Source organism: Paraburkholderia sp. MM5496-R1 (assembly GCF_050436205.1).
Taxonomy (GTDB): domain Bacteria; phylum Pseudomonadota; class Gammaproteobacteria; order Burkholderiales; family Burkholderiaceae; genus Paraburkholderia; species Paraburkholderia tuberum.
In genome coordinates, this window is record NZ_JBNDLT010000002.1 from 1,169,685 (window position 1) to 1,185,958 (window position 16,274).

Annotated in this window: 11 protein-coding genes and 2 pseudogenes; 6 read left to right on the forward strand and 7 right to left on the reverse strand. The window is 59.7% G+C overall.

Annotation, left to right across the window (positions count from 1 at the left end; all coding sequences use genetic code 11):
• Positions 1-4 precede the first annotated feature (4 nt).
• The 3 genes from OKW38_RS12295 to OKW38_RS12305 all read right to left on the reverse strand — a co-directional run bounded on the left by OKW38_RS12295 (position 5) and on the right by OKW38_RS12305 (position 3,365).
• Complete coding sequence (locus tag OKW38_RS12295; protein ID WP_429361684.1) at positions 5-1,003, reverse strand: efflux RND transporter periplasmic adaptor subunit; 999 nt, start codon at positions 1,001-1,003, stop codon at positions 5-7.
• Between the two features lie 265 nt (positions 1,004-1,268).
• Positions 1,269-2,780, reverse strand: a complete 1,512-nt coding sequence (locus tag OKW38_RS12300) for an ATP-binding protein (protein WP_429361686.1) — start codon at positions 2,778-2,780, stop codon at positions 1,269-1,271.
• Positions 2,781-3,047: 267 nt separating this feature from the next.
• Entirely contained in the window at positions 3,048-3,365 is a 318-nt protein-coding gene (locus tag OKW38_RS12305) for a hypothetical protein (protein ID WP_429336218.1), read from the reverse strand.
• Between the two features lie 337 nt (positions 3,366-3,702).
• Between OKW38_RS12305 and OKW38_RS12310 the strand changes: the two are divergent.
• A pseudogene (locus tag OKW38_RS12310) lies at positions 3,703-3,945 on the forward strand (transposase); the annotation flags it as partial.
• Between the two features lie 216 nt (positions 3,946-4,161).
• Here the strand turns inward: OKW38_RS12310 and OKW38_RS12315 are convergent.
• Positions 4,162-4,590 (reverse strand): hypothetical protein, encoded by a 429-nt coding sequence (locus OKW38_RS12315; protein WP_429361688.1) that lies wholly within the window; start codon positions 4,588-4,590, stop codon positions 4,162-4,164.
• 835 nt (positions 4,591-5,425) lie between these two features.
• Between OKW38_RS12315 and otsA the strand changes: the two genes are divergently transcribed.
• The 3 genes from otsA (at position 5,426) to OKW38_RS12330 (ending at position 10,190) form a co-directional block, all read left to right on the forward strand.
• Positions 5,426-6,859, forward strand: coding sequence for an alpha,alpha-trehalose-phosphate synthase (UDP-forming) (gene otsA, locus OKW38_RS12320; protein WP_429361690.1), 1,434 nt, complete (start codon positions 5,426-5,428; stop codon positions 6,857-6,859).
• A 705-nt stretch (positions 6,860-7,564) separates the two neighbouring features.
• Complete coding sequence (locus OKW38_RS12325; RefSeq protein ID WP_429361692.1) at positions 7,565-8,689, forward strand: mechanosensitive ion channel family protein; 1,125 nt, start codon at positions 7,565-7,567, stop codon at positions 8,687-8,689.
• Positions 8,690-8,945: 256 nt separating this feature from the next.
• Complete coding sequence (locus OKW38_RS12330; protein WP_090804028.1) at positions 8,946-10,190, forward strand: cation:proton antiporter; 1,245 nt, start codon at positions 8,946-8,948, stop codon at positions 10,188-10,190.
• Between the two features lie 94 nt (positions 10,191-10,284).
• Here the strand turns inward: OKW38_RS12330 and OKW38_RS12335 are convergent, their stop codons facing one another.
• On the reverse strand, positions 10,285-11,889 hold the full coding sequence (locus tag OKW38_RS12335; RefSeq protein ID WP_429361694.1) for a peptidoglycan D,D-transpeptidase FtsI family protein: 1,605 nt from the start codon (positions 11,887-11,889) through the stop codon (positions 10,285-10,287).
• A 471-nt stretch (positions 11,890-12,360) separates the two neighbouring features.
• Between OKW38_RS12335 and OKW38_RS12340 the strand changes: the two genes are divergently transcribed.
• Positions 12,361-13,544 (forward strand): IS3 family transposase gene (locus OKW38_RS12340; protein WP_429359704.1). Its coding sequence is split into 2 segments (ribosomal slippage): positions 12,361-12,616 and positions 12,616-13,544, totalling 1,185 coding nucleotides; the frame shifts between segments, so codons are not numbered across the junction.
• 235 nt (positions 13,545-13,779) lie between these two features.
• On the forward strand, positions 13,780-14,187 hold the full coding sequence (locus tag OKW38_RS12345; protein ID WP_429361696.1) for a BspC domain-containing protein: 408 nt from the start codon (positions 13,780-13,782) through the stop codon (positions 14,185-14,187).
• A 71-nt stretch (positions 14,188-14,258) separates the two neighbouring features.
• On the opposite strand, the pseudogene OKW38_RS12350 reads toward OKW38_RS12345, so the two are convergent.
• Positions 14,259-14,481 (reverse strand): annotated as a pseudogene (locus OKW38_RS12350) (putative Na+/H+ antiporter); the annotation flags it as partial.
• A gap of 390 nt (positions 14,482-14,871) precedes the next feature.
• Complete coding sequence (locus OKW38_RS12355; RefSeq protein ID WP_429361698.1) at positions 14,872-15,621, reverse strand: peptidase S11; 750 nt, start codon at positions 15,619-15,621, stop codon at positions 14,872-14,874.
• Between the last annotated feature and the right edge of the window lie 653 nt (positions 15,622-16,274).

Genomic DNA, 16,274 nt, shown 5'->3' on the forward strand with positions numbered 1-16,274 from the left:
CCGCTCAGTGCGCCACGACTTTCACGAGCGAGCCGGTATCAAGCCTGTCTGCACCGTCGGTCGCGACCCGCTCTCCTTCCTTCACCCCGCCATCGAGAATCGCCGTGTCGTCGCCTTTTACCGGTCCGGTCTTCACGTTGCGCAATGCCACTGCGCCTGCGCCGCCGATCACGAAAACGAAATCGCCGTTCGCGCCATGCTGGATTGCCGAAGTCGGCACGACCGGAATCCGCTGCAGCGTGTCGACCTGCATCCGCACATTCACAAATTCGTTCGGGAACAGCGCGCTGCCGGAATCGGGGAAGACGGCCTTGACGTTGATCGTGCCGGCGCTCGTATTGACGAGGTTGTCGACCGCAAGCAGCGAGCCCTTCGCCAGCAACGATTTGCCGTCGCGGTCATAGGCCAGCACCTGAACCTCCCCGTGCGACATCGCCCGCCGGATCCGTCCCAGGTCGTCTTCCGGCACCGAGTAGATCACGGTCGCCGGCTGCAGTTGCGTAACGACCGCGATACCGGTCGTGCTGGTGCTGCTCACGTAGTTGCCGGGGTCGACGAGGCGCAGGCCCACCACGCCATCTACGGGAGACGTGATGGTGCAATAGCCGACCTGAACCTGCAGATTGTTCACGTTGCCCGTGTCCGCCAGCACGGTGCCTTCGTCCTCCTGGACGGTAGCAACTTGCGTATCGAGCGTCTGCTGCGTAATCGAGCCCGCTTTGATCAGCTGCTGATAACGTTGCAGGTCCAGTTTCGCGTTTGCGAGTACAGCCTGGTCATGACGCAGCGTACCCTGTACCTGCAGCAACTGCGCTTCGAGCGCCCGCGAATCGATGCGTGCAATCACCTGTCCTTTCCTGATCGTCTGCCCCTCGCTGAAATCGACGGAACGCAGTATCCCGTTGACCTGCGTGGTGACCGTGACGGTCCGTGTCGGTGTCACGGTGCCAAGCGAGTCGATATAGACAGGAACATCGGTAACCGAAGCCGCAACCGCGCTCACGGGGATCGGATCTGGTGCGACAGCCGTCTGACGGTGACCGTGAGCCTGGTGGAACCACCCAACGGCCACGACGCCGGCCATGAATATACTAAGTAGCGCAAAGTATCTTGTAAGGTTTTTCATCACACAACCATGAAAAATGGCCATCTCATCAAATGCTCACGCTGCCCTGCCAGACCCTTTGGGCGGTGCTCGAGCATCACATTAAGTCGAAGGCCGTGCGACACCGCGACGACGGCGCAGTCATCGCGCCGACAAGCGCCCATTAAGGAATGGGAATTTGCACCACGGCCTTGAGTCCGGACGGCGCATTCTGGAAGAGATCGAGCGTGCCGCCATGCTGCTGTGCGACGTGCTCCGCTATCGCGAGGCCGAGGCCGCTCCCGCCCTTTCGATCCGCCTCTGAGCCGCGCCGGAATGGTTGCTTTATTAACGACAGAAGCTCTTGAGGCAGGCCCGGCCCCCGATCCTCAACCGCAATCGTGACACTTCGCGCGTCCACGGTAGTCCGGACTGCGAGCCCGACCTGACCGTACACGACCGCGTTCTGCATCAGATTCATCAACAGGCGCTGCATGCCGACCGGTCGGAACGCAACAGGTGGCAATTCCGCGAGCGACAGTTCGAACGTGCGACCGAGACCTGCATAGTCGGCGGCGAGCTGTTCGATCAGCGCGTTCAGATCGCCGTGCGTCGCCGGTTCGCTATCCCACCCACGGGCGAAATCGATAAACTGCTGGACGATCGTGTCGATCTCCTCGACAAAGCGTTCCGCACTGGCGACCGGGGCCTCGAATGACTCCGGCGCGAAGATGGCCATGCGCAGCTTGGTCAGCGGCGTGCGGATATCATGCGATATGCCCGCAAGCATTTCGGCGCGCGTCGCTTCGAGATCTTCGAGCGTCGACGCCATCCGGTTGAACGCCTCCGCTACTGTTGCCAGCTCGCGCGGGCCGCTCACGGGAACCGCTTCGGGCCAAACGCCACGCTCGATGGTGCCGGCAGCGCGCGCCAGCCGGCGCAGCGCCTGTTCGACCGGCCGGTGGATCAGATAGGCCCCAAGAGCAGGAAGGGTGGCCGCACTTAACAACAGGCCGATCAGCGCCCAAGGCAGCGTACTGCTCATGGCCGACGTTCCACGCAGCGCCACCCAGTACCGCACGTCCTGCACATGGAGACGCACCCAGATCCGGTGCCCGTCGCGCTCCCAGCGAAGCTGTTCGTCCGGGGCAAGTTCCGATGCCAGTCGACCGAAAAAGCGGTGCGCCATGTAGTCGGGAGGCAACCCGTCGCGAGCCTGTGGCGGCGGCAGTTCACCTTGGGGCGCTCCGTTCATTTCGAGCAGTTGCCGGTTTCGCTCGTCGTCCGGCAGGACTGACAACAGCCGGTCCAGGATCCGGATCTGCGATGCCACGAGCGCTGCGCCATCGTCAACTCTTGGCTTCTGGATAAAGTTCAGATAGACGGCAAAGACCAGGATCTGACTTGTCAGCATCAGTACAATCAACAGCAATACGTTGCGCGCGAAAAGGGAACCCCGCCATACCGACATACCGCTTCCTTTCATCTCGCTCTCTCGATGACCTGCTACGCAGGTATACGTAAAACAGTCAGATGCCTTTTGCATTCGATTGACCGGTCCCGGGATCGCAGTGTGGGTCCTCTGCATCCTTGCCCGGGAAAGGCACTCATCCACTTGCGCGGTCATGCCGTACAGCGCGTCCCAAAGGATGGCGGACGAATTGCCATAGCGTCGCGCGAGCTCCGCCAGGTTCATTAGCGCCGCATACGGCACTGTGCACTGCTATGCCAAGCTGTTAAACGATGGTGAATTATCGCTGCGGGGGACAATCGTTTGGGTGCACGTCCATTCAGCCTCATGCACCCTCCAACCGTAAGTGCACCGAGGACGCCCAGCAGCACAAAGTCGGCAACCATTAGACCGCGGCGAGCAGCGTTGGCGCCGAAGCGATGTGCAACATGGCTTTGCTGCTTTGATGGACCGGGGTGATGTATTGCACGAGACGGGTTCGGCGCAGAGATTTCACGACCAGTGACCGGCCACCCAAACCCCACCTACCCAGTGACCAGGCATCCAGACGCGACGCGGCATGACGACGACCGCCATGGGAGGTGGGGGCGCTGGCGCAACCGTCACAACCGGTGCGACTGCCGCCGGCACGGCGGCGGCTGCGTAACCGTTTTGCACGACCACGGTCGGCGGCGCATAGACAGGTGTCGCCGGAACGACAGCGACGGGGGCCGGCACGGCGACACCGACGACCACGCCGGCGAATGCGGAAGCAGTCATGGATGTGAGCAAAGCCCCACCCACCAGCATGGCAAACGTTCGAATTTTCATGAGCATCCTCCTTTACATAGAGGGCGCACGAAGTGGATCGCGCGCCGAGAGAAGAGAATGTACAGAGATCGCGACCTCAAATCTGTTGGAAAGGTGTGTCAAAAGATGTCACTTTGGCACTGGCGGGTGCATGACGATGATTGATTGCTCATGTAGCACTACGACACCTATCCGCCCCTGTTGGGACGAGGATATGGAGTTCTTTTCGAACTTCACAGCTACTGCTGCTGATCGCATGGCGGCGCCAGAAGTGGCGCCGAGAGAATTCGGACAGGTCGGTAAGTGGAAAAGCCGGGACGTGAGTCGGTCATCATGGCCGGCAACAAGGACCCAGAAGATGACGAAACGCAACCGACGGACACACTCACCGGCGTTCAAGGCAAAGGTGGCACTCGCGGCGCTCAAGGGCGACAAGACGCTGGCCGAGCTGGCCCAGCAGTTTGATGTGCATCCGAACCGGATCACGGACTGGAAGAAGCAACTGCAAGAGCGTGTTGCCGAAGTGTTCGAGACGGGCCAGACATCGGCCAAGCCCCCGGTCGATGTGAAGGTGTTGCACGCGAAGATCGGGCAATTGACTCGTAAGCGGCTCAGCTGGGCCGTTCGTCCCGTTCGTCCATTCGCGCGCGTGTGAGGCATGATGGCGAACTCGAGCTGGCGGTCAACACGCAGATCAGCCTGAACTCGCTGACAGCCTCGTGCCCTTGCGCCTGCCGGACAGCCAGTTGCTCGCGCACGACGAAAGCTCGGTCGACGTCGACGGGATCTGAATGCGTTGCTTCGATCCGATGCCTAATCAATTTCTCTGGGGCTCGGAAGCCACGCATTCGGCGCTCAACTCGGCGTTGCCGGCGGCGACGACCAACGCCTCGTGAAAGGCTTCGTCGAGCGCCACCATCTCGCGGCCATCGCGAACGCGCTGTTCGCGCACGCTGAAATAAACATGGTCAGCGCGCGATGAGGGAGATTCGGTTGTGTCTTTCACGCATGAGCCTGGAATTAACGGGTCTTTTCGGCAGTGACTATCGGCTAGCCCCAAAACATATGTCGAGAAGCTGGGTAATACGGATGCTGAAAAGCTGAGGGCGCATGGAGTACTCCGCAGTCCGGGGCGCGCCAGGCGCGCTTCTGGGCCTTCGGCGACGTCGATGAGATCGCCGGAGTGGCTGTCATGCTGGCTTCGTCGGCGAGCGCAAAACTGAACGCGAAGGGAGTAACTCTCCATGAAGACCGAAATATCCAGCGATCACTCGCGCGGGCTACGTGACTTGGCGAACGACGCTCTGCCGAGATGAATCGCCGAAATGTATGGGACTGGCTGATGTCCTTCCCAAGGATCCCATTACCGAGAGGTTGACGCATGATCGCGACGCCATCCTTCCCGATTAGCGAAGCAGCAAGGCGCGAAAGTAGTCGAGACTGACGACCAGGACGACGATTCCACCGAACGATCCGTCTGACTCGGATATCCGCTTGCTCAGGGCTATGCTGGGCGTGCCCAAACGCAATGGGGAAGAATAGGGATCACTGATATAAAAGCCCGCGTGCGGATCGTCTCGTTGAACGATGAAATATTTTTGACTCGCCACACTTACCTGTTCAGGCGTCGCATCATCCGAGTCGAGCAAAACGCGACCCGAGCGATCGACGACCAGAACGGTTCCAAGCGATCCCCCGGGTTGCCATGCGATCGAAAAGAACCTGCCACCGTACCGCCAGCGGCAAAGTCATGATGCGAGGTTGCCGCAGCCGCTCGATAAGCGTTTGCAACGACAATTGATACAGTGCAAAATTTCTCTCGATGTCCCGCTCTGCAATCAGGGCGATATTGCGAAGGTTGATTCGAGTAATTCGCCGTTTGCCAAGCGTGAAGTGAACTTTGCGGCTTTGAATAGCGCTAACACTACTGTGTTACGATTGCTTACACACTGTAGTAAAGAACGGACGCTTGGTAAAGGCGGTTTTGTCCTCGCGACAAGCGGTAGCGCTGGGCAAATCGGACCTGCTGGTAACACGCTCACGCTTTTGCCTTGCGCTGCGGTATCCAACCGGGGGATTGAGTGAGCCGTCTTGTTGTTGTTTCGAATCGCACTGCTGACCTCCGGAAGGCCGCAGCGGGAGGTCTCGCTGTAGCGGTAAAAGAGAGTCTGCAACAGACAGGTGGGATGTGGTTTGGCTGGAGCGGCAAGATTCGCGACGCGCCACCCGAATCTGACAGCGAGACCAGCGTCAGACTGCAAACAATCGGGAACATACAACTGGCGACGCTTGACCTGAACCAGCAGGATTACGATAGCTACTATCTGGGATACGCGAACGATGTTTTATGGCCGGTATTCCACTACCGGCTGGACCTTGCGAATTTTGATGTACGATTCGCAGCAGGGTACCGGCGGGTCAACCAGCTGTTCGCGCGAAAGCTGCTACCGTTGCTCAGGCCCGACGACATCATCTGGGTCCATGACTATCACCTGATCCCCCTTGCTGCCGAACTCAGAGCGATGGGGTGCGGCAACCGGATCGGATTCTTTCTGCATGTCCCGATGCCACCGCCTCTCATCATGGCGGCCATTCCAGAGCACGAATGGCTCATGCGTTCACTATTCGCCTACGATCTGGCCGGCTTCCAGAGCGAAGCGGATGTAACGCATTTTACGCACTACGTAGAGTCCGAAGCCGGTGCTGACGCGCTACCCGGCGCACAGCTTCGGGCCTTCAATCGCACGTTGCGGGTCGGGGCGTATCCGATAGGAATCGACGTCGATGAGTTCGCCGCTCTCGCGCAGGACCGGGAGGGTGTCGAAATGTTCGATCGTATGCGACAGGAGTACTCCCGACGCCGCCTGCTTCTCGGCGTCGACAGGCTGGATTACTCAAAGGGTCTACCGCAGCGCGTGCACGCGTTTCGTGAGCTTCTCGCGAACTACCCCGAGAACCGCAACAGTGCAACACTCATCCAGATCGCGTCCCCGAGCCGGGAAGACGTGGGTGCCTATGACGATCTGCGCCGCGAGATGGACAGCCTCTGCGGCGCGATAAACGGTGACTTCGGCGAACTTGACTGGATGCCGGTTCGTTATATTCATCGCAACGTCGCCCGTAAGCGGCTACCGGGACTATATCGCGCAAGCCGCGTCGCGCTTGTCACGCCACTGCGCGATGGGATGAACCTGGTCGCCAAGGAGTTTATCGCCGCGCAGGACCCAGGCGATCCGGGCGTGCTGGTTCTCTCCCGATTTGCCGGCGCAGCGGAACAATTGAAAGAAGCTCTTCTTGTGAATCCGTACGATACGCACGGGACAGCGCAGGTCATTCAGCGTGCGCTGACGATGTCAATCGAAGAACGGATCAGTCGTCACGCAGCATTGATGGGGCGGATCCGCCAGTTCGATGTGCACTGGTGGAGTTCGAGTTTTCTGAGGGATCTCTCGGCTGCAGAGCGCAGTGACGACCGTGAACCGGTGCTGGGACATTCAGCCGATCGCGCGAGCTAACCGACGGCGATTGGCGCATCGTGCCGCCCTACGCCGACGACGCAATCGGCTCGAGTACCCACGCGACATCGCGTTGCAGCCCCGCTGAAGAGCACATGCAGACTGATTGCGTGACAACTGATGTAACAAACGAATGTTGAGGTGCCGCGATGCAGTACGAATATGGAACATTTCACATCGATTGCCGGGCGCACCGCGCTAACGATGGTCGTTACGTTGCGAGAGCCAGAATCAGTCGCGGACCGGGCGACGCGGAAGACCGCGTCGAAACGCATGATTCAGGTGATATCGATTCGTTCGCCGACGAGGCCGATGCCATATCTTGCGCGAAAGCGTGGGCTATCAAATGGTGCGACGAAAACTGGGACTGAGCCGCGCACGGCGGTTCCGCATACTTGACGATGGAGACCGACATGGCTGAGCGGCGAGAGCAGCTTGACGAGTACAACGGCTTCGTCGTGCTGGCCAAACCAGCCTGAATGCATCGAGTTTCTCAGGAAATGCACGACACTGGATTTCTAAAGAGGTGAGCCGGACGAGCGCCCGGGCCGCGCCAGATCGAGTCAACGGGGAATGCGCATCCATGCCACCGACTCGAGCTGATTGGGGAACTATCTTCCTGGAGGCCTGACAGACCGGTACGAGCGCTTACACCGCTCACGTCTATAAGTTCCGTCACGCGGATTCAATTGGGGAGGAAAATCGATGAAAAAGTGGCTCGACCTGAACGCGTTTCTGGGTATCTCTGCCAGCGAGTGGGTCTATGCGGCGATCGCGACCATCGTCAGCTACCTGGCGTTGATCTATCTGCTGAAGTTCGCCATCACGCGCCTTTCGATGCTGTCCCAACGAACGTCAACCCGTCTCGACGATATGCTGGTTCAGGTCATTGAAGGCACGCACCGGCTTACGCTACTCGCGGCAGCAGCGCTGGTCGGCACGAAGTTTCTGACATTGCCGGACAGGTGGGACGCCCGTCTTGGCCATCTCTGGTTTCTCATCATCGGTTTTCAACTGGCCCTGTGGATAAACCGTGGCGTGACGCTATGGACCGAGAGGCGGCGGGAAGCGACAGAGACGCTCGCCCACAATCCGGTCATCACAACCATGCTGTCGTGGACGTTGCGCGCGCTGCTGTGGTCCGTTCTTATGCTGGCGGTGCTCGCCAACATGGGCGTGAACATCACCGCGTTTGTCGCGAGCCTGGGTGTGGGTGGTGTTGCCGTCGCACTCGCGGTACAAAGCATTCTGAGTGATCTTTTCGCATCGCTGGCCATCGGACTCGACAAGCCATTCGAGATTGGCGACTTCATCGTCTTCGATGAGATTGCCGGGAGCATCGAGCACATCGGACTCAAGACCACGCGCATCCGGAGTCTGAGTGGAGAACAGATCGTTTGCAGCAATACCGAACTGCTGAAAAACACGATTCACAACTACAAGCGAATGGCCGAGCGGCGCATTCTGTTCAATTTCAGGGTGACATACGATGCGAGTCCCGAGCAATTGCGCGCCGTTCCTGCCATGGTACAGAAGGCAGTCGAATCCGCCGGAAAGACCCGCTTTGATCGTGCGCATTTCAAGGGGTTCGGCGACAGCTCGCTCGATTTCGAAGTCGTGTATTACGTCACCGATCCCGCCTATAACCTGTACATGGACATACAGCAGGGAATCAATCTCGAGTTGATGACGCAATTTGGTAGACGGGGTATTGAATTCGCTTTCCCGACGCGCACGCTCCACGTCGTGAGCAAGCAACAGGCGGAGGACGGTGCAAAGAGGTCATCGTTCGCACCGCACGCGGAATTGGCTACTCGAGAGGCACAATAAACGCTTCCGAATACCGCCCGGGCCGTTCCTGAGCGTGTTCGGGTTTATGCCTGGGACAGGATTTCAGGCGCCTGGCTGCCCCACGCGTCTGCCGGATGACCTGTTTGGCAACCGCGCATACTCCCGTTTTCCAAAGCACGGCTGGGGTCCGGATGCAAAAAATTCAACATAGATTTCCCGTGCGAATCCGATCACCTGATCCAGCGCCGCCGGTCCGCTCAATCCAGCCCAGAACCTTCATCCCCCACCACGCCGCATGCTCGACATCATTGCTATCTGTCTGGTCGTCACCGCGCTACTGGCGTATGTGAATCACCGCTTTCTGAGGCTTCCGACGACGATCGGCGTCATGGTAACGGCGCTCGGACTCTCCCTTGCGATCGTTGGACTGGACAAGCTTGGCGTCGCGCACGGTCTGCGCGTTGCAGAAGAGCATCTCGTCAACTCGATCAATTTCAGTGAGGTGCTTCTGCAAGGCATGCTGTCGCTTTTGCTGTTCGCCGGCGCGATGCATGTGGATTTACGCAAGCTGAAGGCTTTCCGGACCCAGATCATCAGTCTGGCTGTGCTCAGTACGGCGACCTCCACGCTGCTGATCGGATTCGCGATGTGGAAACTGCTCCCCCTTTGCGGAGTCGAACTCGCGCTGCCCTTCTGCCTGCTGTTCGGCGCCCTGATTTCGCCGACGGACCCCGTCGCGGTGATGGGCATCCTGAAGTCCGCAGGCGCGCCCGAAGGCCTGAAGGTGGTCATTACTGGAGAGTCGCTCTTCAACGACGGCGTCGGGGTCGTGCTTTTCTCTCTGCTGCTCACGATGGCCAGCACGGGCGTCACTCCATCCGTCCAGACGGGGTTGGCTGCATTTATCCTGGAAGCCGGCGGCGGCCTGCTATTCGGCGGCGTCGTAGGCTATCTGACATATCGGCTGCTCAAAAGCGTCGACCATTACCAAGTCGAAGTCCTGATGACGCTCGCATCGGTGATCGGCGGCTACGCGCTCGCTAATCATCTGCATGTCTCCGGGCCACTCGCCATGGTGGTTGCGGGCGTGATGATCGGCAACCGCGGCCGCGCCGACGCGATGTCCGAGACGACCCGGCGATACGTGGACATGTTCTGGGAGTTGATCGATGAGATTCTGAATGCCGTTCTTTTTGTATTGATCGGCATGGAGGTTCTGCTCGTCGAGTTCCCCGGCAGGATACTACTCGCTGGCGCCGGTGCGGCACTGGTCGCACTGCTCGCGCGGCTGGTGTCGGTGGGACTGCCTGTCATGCTGCTTGGGCGGGCGTCCCGGCTACCGAAAGGAGCGTGGAGCGTGCTTACATGGGGCGGGCTGCGTGGTGGCATTTCCGTCGCACTGGCACTATCGATTCAGCCTGGACCGGGGCGCGACATCGTCCTCGCGTTGACGTACTGTGTGGTCGTTTCGTCGATCCTGGGTCAGGGGCTCACGGTTGGCTGGATTATCCGTCGGGCAGCAGGCGTCAAGGAAGAATGAAAACGGTCCGTATGCGGTGGCCAGTTACGACAAAAGGATTGCCAGGCGTCGACCGCTAACGACAGCGCGTGAGACGCGATCTCGAGCATATCGTCTATGTGACCGGCCCTGGATTGTCATGCACAAATTGTGCGCCAGGATCATCAGGCGTCACGCCCAGAAGATTCATGGTCTTCGCCGCGATATCCGAGAAGGCAGGTCCTGCGACTGCGCCGCCGAAATGCGAGCCCACGTGGGGCCGGTCGATCGACACCGCGATGATCACCCTCGGATGTTGTGCCGGGACAATCCCAACGAACGACGCCCGATACTGACTGCGGTCGTAGCCGCGCGCGGTCCAACGATATGCGGTTCCGGTCTTGCCTGCGGCCGTATAGCCCGGTACGGCTGCCTGTGGTGCTGTACCGTCCTCGGACACCACGGACTCAAGCATGGTGAGCACTTCCGCCGCGACGCGTGGCGAATAAACGCGTCGACCATGCGCCGGCATACCATGTCGCGGATGAATCGTAGCGGGTACAAACAGACCTTCATTGCCGAACACCGTGTACATTTGCGCCAGTTGCAGCAACGACGCGGACAGACCGTAGCCATACGACATCGTTGCCTGCTCGATCCGCCGCCAGTTCTGGTAAGGACGCAGCGTGCCGGTTGCCGCGCCCGGCAACCCCGCGCGCGGCGCCCGACCCAGCCCGACAGCATGGAAGTTGTTCCACATGTCGTGTGGCTTCATCAGCAGCGCGATTTTTGTCGTGCCCACGTTGCTTGACTTCTGCACGACGCCGCTAACCGTCAAAGTGCCGAAGTTCTTGTCGTCGTGAATCACGGCCCCGTCGAGTCGCAGCCTTCCACCGTTGGTCGGTACCACGGAGCGAGGCGATACCTCATTGCGTTGCAACGCCAGTGCGATCGTCAGGGGCTTCATGACCGAGCCCGGCTCGAACACATCGGTGACAGCGCGGTTGCGCATCGCCTCGCCCGTTCTTCTGCGGCGGGTGTTTGGATCGAAACTCGGCCAGTTTGCCATTGCGAGAATCTCGCCAGTGTGTGCGTTCAGAACGATCGCCGAGCCTGAATGTGCATCGGTGCGCTCAACGGCATCACGCAAGGCTTTGAAGGTTGCGTACTGGACGGGCTCATCGATGGTGAGCGTCACGTCCTTGCCGGCGATGGGACGTTGCAGCGCAAGCGTATCGATGACCCGCCCTTGAGCGTTTCGCAGCACGCGGCGCCTGCCATTGCCACCGGTCAGTAGGCGATTATCGACTTTTTCAATGCCCTCCAGACCATTACCGTCGACGCCAGCGAAACCGGTGACATGCGCCACAATGCTGCCTTCCGGATAGTAGCGACGGTAATCTGGTTGGGCATAAACGCCCGGCACATCGAGAAGCATCGCCCGCTGCGCAACATCCAGGGGCACCTGCCGCTTGAGGTAGACAAATGATTTGTGGGACGCCGCCATTGCGCCGATCCAGTCCGCGTCAATGTCGAGCAACTTACCCAGTGCAGATGCCTGGTCGGACGAGACCGTGTCCGCACCGTCCGCATCCAGCCATAACGTGCGCGTCGGAAGGCTGACCGCCAGCGCTCTCCCGTCGCGGTCGAGAATGCGTCCACGCGTCGCATGAATGCTGAACTCGCGCACCTGTCGAAGTTCCCCCTGCTTCTGATAAAACCTATCGTTGATCCCCTGCACCCACGCCGCTCGCGCAGCGAGGACGAGAAACCCCAATGAGAAAGCCGCTCCCAGCGCGTGCGAACGCCAACGCGGCAGCGCGTGTGGTCTAGTCGAAATTGGAGAAAAATTGATGGACCTGGAGCGGAAACGCATTGAGTGATTTCAGAGGAAATGACCTTCGCCACCTGGACGGGAACGACCGCCAACATGGGCAGTACGAGGAAGCATCGGAGCCTAGGATCTCCGAAATACTAGCACGAGCCCCTCTGCGCTCGATCTCTACCGCACACAGCCTTTCACAAACGACATATAGATGTGATCTGTCGTCCAGCTCAGTCGCGCCCGAGTAAATGGGTGCACCTTCAAACACATCATGCGTTCGTGAGCACGATGTGAGCATGGCGCATCCAAATGCCGCGGCAAGCTGAGCTTGCCCCCGAAAAACGAATCCCTTGCTGAGTGTGTAAGCTCAAGCAAGGAGAGGAAACGATGACGGTCAAGGCAAAGCGGGCGCAGTACACGCTCGAATTTAAACTGGAAGCGGTCCGACTGGTAAAGAACGGCCAGAGTTTGGCTGCGGTGTCGGCGACGCTGGGCGTGGTGCAGCAGACCCTTCACAACTGGGTCAAGGCGGACAGGGAAGGCAAACTGGTCGGAGCCGGGGCGAAGCCGGTCAGTCCCGAGCAGATGGAACTGGCGCGGTTGAGGGCGGAAGTGTCTCGCCTGAAGATGGAGCTCGACATCACAAAAAAAGCGGCGGCGTACTTCGCAAGGGAATTGATGTGAAGTGCGCGTTCATCGACCGGAATCGACGCCACTGGCCAGTCTCGATGCTGTGCGAAGTACTGGGAATCAGTCCCAGTGGATATCATCAGCGTCAGCAGCGCAGCGGTGATGACAAGCCGCACAGATGCCGTATCAGCAACGATGCCCTGCTCGCGCACATCAAGGCAATTCACGTGCAGGTCAAGGGCGAATATGGCTGGCCGCGCATGTGGAAAGAGCTCGTTGCGCGCGGCGTGCGCGTGGGCAAGGAGCGTGTTCGCAAGCTGATGGCGCAGCATGGCATCCGTGCCCGACACAAGCGCAAGTACATCGCGACGACGAACTCGAATCACAACCTGCCGGTGGCGCCGAACTTGTTGGAGCGTAACTTCACAGCAACGGCGCCGAACCAGGTCTGGACGAGCGACATCACGTACTGTGCGACGGCTGAAGGCTGGGTTTATCTGGCGGTCATCATTGACCTGTTCAGCAGGCAGGTGGTGGGCTGGTCGATGCAGCCACACATGAAAGCGGAACTGGTCACCGATGCGCTGCGTATGGCGTGGTTCCGGCGCCGTCCAGAGGCTGGCGTCATCGTCCATAGCGACCGGGGTAGCCAGTATTGCAGCGGGCTGTTCCAGGACACGCTGAAGGCCTACGGCATGCGCTCGTCGATGAGTCGGCGCGGCGACTGCTGGGACAATGCACCGACCGAAAGCCTGTGGGGTTCGTTGAAAGTTGCACGCCTGCATGGCCGGCACTTTGCGACCCGGCGTGCGGCAATGGATGAAATCGTCGACTGGCTTGGCTTTTATAATTCGCGCCGGCTACACTCGACGCTCGATTACGTCAGCCCCATGACGTTCGAGAAAAACTGGTTCGCCGCTCAACAGGGGCGAGCCGCATAAATCTCTCAGCTATGGGATTCGCGAAACAGGGGCAAGGTCAAGCATCCAGTTCCTTCTCGTTCGGCGGTGATGCGAGTATCGCTCCGCTCCGGCAATCCCGACTCGCAGCACTGCTGCGTAATTGTCGTGGGCATCCCCGCTTCGGGCAAAGCGTGCAGAAAGCCGGTTTAAGGCTGCGTGTATACTCGCGGTTTGTTGCCCTATTGATAAGTGCCCCCTGCGGGCTTGCTACCGAATGAAGGTTATCACCAGTCTTTTTTTTCTCGTCGTATGTTGCTGGACCTATCACCTGGCTCATGCGCAACCGAAACCCTCACCACTAGCCGACTACGCCTTTCTCAGACGCATCCATGTTCGCGAAGCGGTCGTAAATTGCATCGCGGCGTTCGACCAATGGGTTCGAACCGGGCAGCGCTACGATTCAATTATCGTCTCGGCGGGCAATGCGTTACACGCAAAAGTATTGCCCTGGAGAGGCGCGCAAGAATCAGGGCAATCGGCAACACTCGATTCAACGGTAGATATGCCTGCAGTCGCCAAGCTTCGACAAAAGTATGTGTGGATTCCCGTCACGGCTTCCTGTGGTGTCTGGAAGAAGCACGTCGTTTCCTTTTCACTTAGGCCTAGAGAGCGACGCCCATAAAGCGCACGCTGGCTGCCGTTGCACTCGAAGCTTTTAACGACTTTACTGGTAGTCATGCTTGTCCGAGCGCGTCAGCGCGATTGGCAAGGCGTCTGCAGAAAAACGAATGCTACACACGCCGTAGCAGTCGGAAGAATGGGGCTGGCCAGCAGCCAGAGGGCACTGACGGATTCGTCAGAAAATCCCCGTCGCACAAGGATGATCTCGGCCGGACTGGGTGCGTTGGCGATGACCGTTAGCCCTCCCCCCGATCACCGCGCCTGCAACCAGCAGATATCTGGCTTCATGCGATAGCCTGCCGCCGATCTCGTGCCCGTTGTCCTAGCCGACACTCGCATTCTTTCCTTGACGCTCTGTCAAATTAGCCATCACTCGGCGGGAAGCCGATAACGTCACGTGGTCGATCGAAGATTCGGATACCGCGAAGCTGCGAACGTCAGGCACCTAACATAGTCAGCGACCAGCGTTCGATCCTTCAACAACATCGCAATCCGGGCGTGCGGCAAAATCCACCTGCCGTCGCTAGCTCGCGAAACTTGTTTCATTGACACACCGCTGGAATAACGGTTCGATCGCCGACCCGAGCTTTGAGGCCGCCCGCGCAAAACCGCGCAAATCAGTCAACGGTGGGCGTTGCGAAACGCAACCTCGGCGACGGACGCAACGCCCCAGCGCGTTGCGCGCTCAGCGGTGGCGCATGGTTCGGATCCAGCGCCGCAGCTCGATCGCGTCCTGAAAGTGCGCGTGCGGATTCGGAGCGCCGAGCAGCACGATCACCATCATGTGTCCGCTCACCGGCGTCATCACGATCACGCAATGACCGGCCTCGTTCGTAAAGCCTGTTTTCTGCAGCGCAACGTGCCATGACGCGCGATGCACGAGCGGATCGGTGTTGTGATACATCAGCGGGCCGTCGCCGCCAAGAACGACTTGCCTATGGGACGTCGAATACGCTTGTATCTTCGGATACCGGTACGCGGCGCTTGCGAGTTTCACCAGATCGCGCGCGCTCGATACGTTCTGCGGCGACAGTCCGGTCGGATCGACGAAATGGCTGTGAGTCATATGCAGACGCCGCGCCTTGAGATTCATCGCTTTGACAAAGCCGGCACGTCCGCCCGAATAATCACGGCTCAGCGCAAATGCCGCGCGATTCTCCGACGACATCAGCGCGATATGCAGCATCGTTCGACGCAGCAGCAGCGAGCCGACCGGCAGGCGCGAGCGCGACCACTTCAAGCGGTCGACATCGGCGTCCGTGATGCGTGACGGCTTGACCAGCGAGCGTTTCGAGTCGATCACCACCATTGCGGTCACAAGTTTGGTCAACGACGCAATCGGGAGGCGCTGATCCGCATGCTTCATATACAGCGCGCGCCCGGTCGTCAGATCGACGACCATCGCAGCGCGCGCGAGCACCGCGGGTTTCGCCACGACGCGTTTGATATGACGGGCGCGCGCCATCGCCGGACCGGCGAATAAGGAGAACAAAACCAGGATCAGGATGCACGCACGCATGTCCCGACGCTCACGAAACATCTGCCGGACGTATTGCCTGCTGCGCGAGCCGGGCGCGCCCGGTCCGTGGCAGCGGGAGTGGCGACGAGCAAAGCGCCGGCGCATCCGTCGCGTGGACGCAAGGGGTCGAACGGAAAAAAAGGAGTTTGCCGGTGCGTGCTGCCGGCACTTCGAATGTGGGAAAACTCATGAAGGAACGGCGGGAAGCGGTGATATTGAACGACGGCGACTCGGCTCGCGTGCCGTCACGAATGAAGAGAGGCCGGACCCGATGCCAACTTTGCATGGCCAGGCCCGCCACGCTCATTCGCGCTACGCACGCGTCGCGAAGCTCGGGCTTGTTCGGATACCGCTGTCGGTGCGCTTGCCTAACATCTGTCCGCATGCCTTCGGGGCGACCGTGTCTTCGGAGGGGTAACCGTAGAGATCGAAACTTAAGCGAAACTTAAAACGTCAATCGATTCACAGGGTCGGCACCGCGAAAGCGAAGCCCGGGGTCAAGCGTGAGAACTCAGTAATGGGCAGCGTGCGCGTTCCGCAACCGGCCCGGACGGCCCGCCGCGGCAGCG

What these genes read in the sequence shown, in the direction of transcription:
- OKW38_RS12300 (WP_429361686.1), bottom strand. Translation starts at nt 2,780, where the DNA reads ATGAACCTGGCGGAGCTCGCGCGACGCTATGGCAATTCGTCCGCCATC.
- OKW38_RS12305 (WP_429336218.1), bottom strand. Translation starts at nt 3,365, where the DNA reads ATGAAAATTCGAACGTTTGCCATGCTGGTGGGTGGGGCTTTGCTCACA.
- OKW38_RS12315 (WP_429361688.1), bottom strand. Translation starts at nt 4,590, where the DNA reads ATGGAGAGTTACTCCCTTCGCGTTCAGTTTTGCGCTCGCCGACGAAGC.
- OKW38_RS12325 (WP_429361692.1), top strand. Translation starts at nt 7,565, where the DNA reads ATGAAAAAGTGGCTCGACCTGAACGCGTTTCTGGGTATCTCTGCCAGC.
- OKW38_RS12330 (WP_090804028.1), top strand. Translation starts at nt 8,946, where the DNA reads ATGCTCGACATCATTGCTATCTGTCTGGTCGTCACCGCGCTACTGGCG.
- OKW38_RS12345 (WP_429361696.1), top strand. Translation starts at nt 13,780, where the DNA reads ATGAAGGTTATCACCAGTCTTTTTTTTCTCGTCGTATGTTGCTGGACC.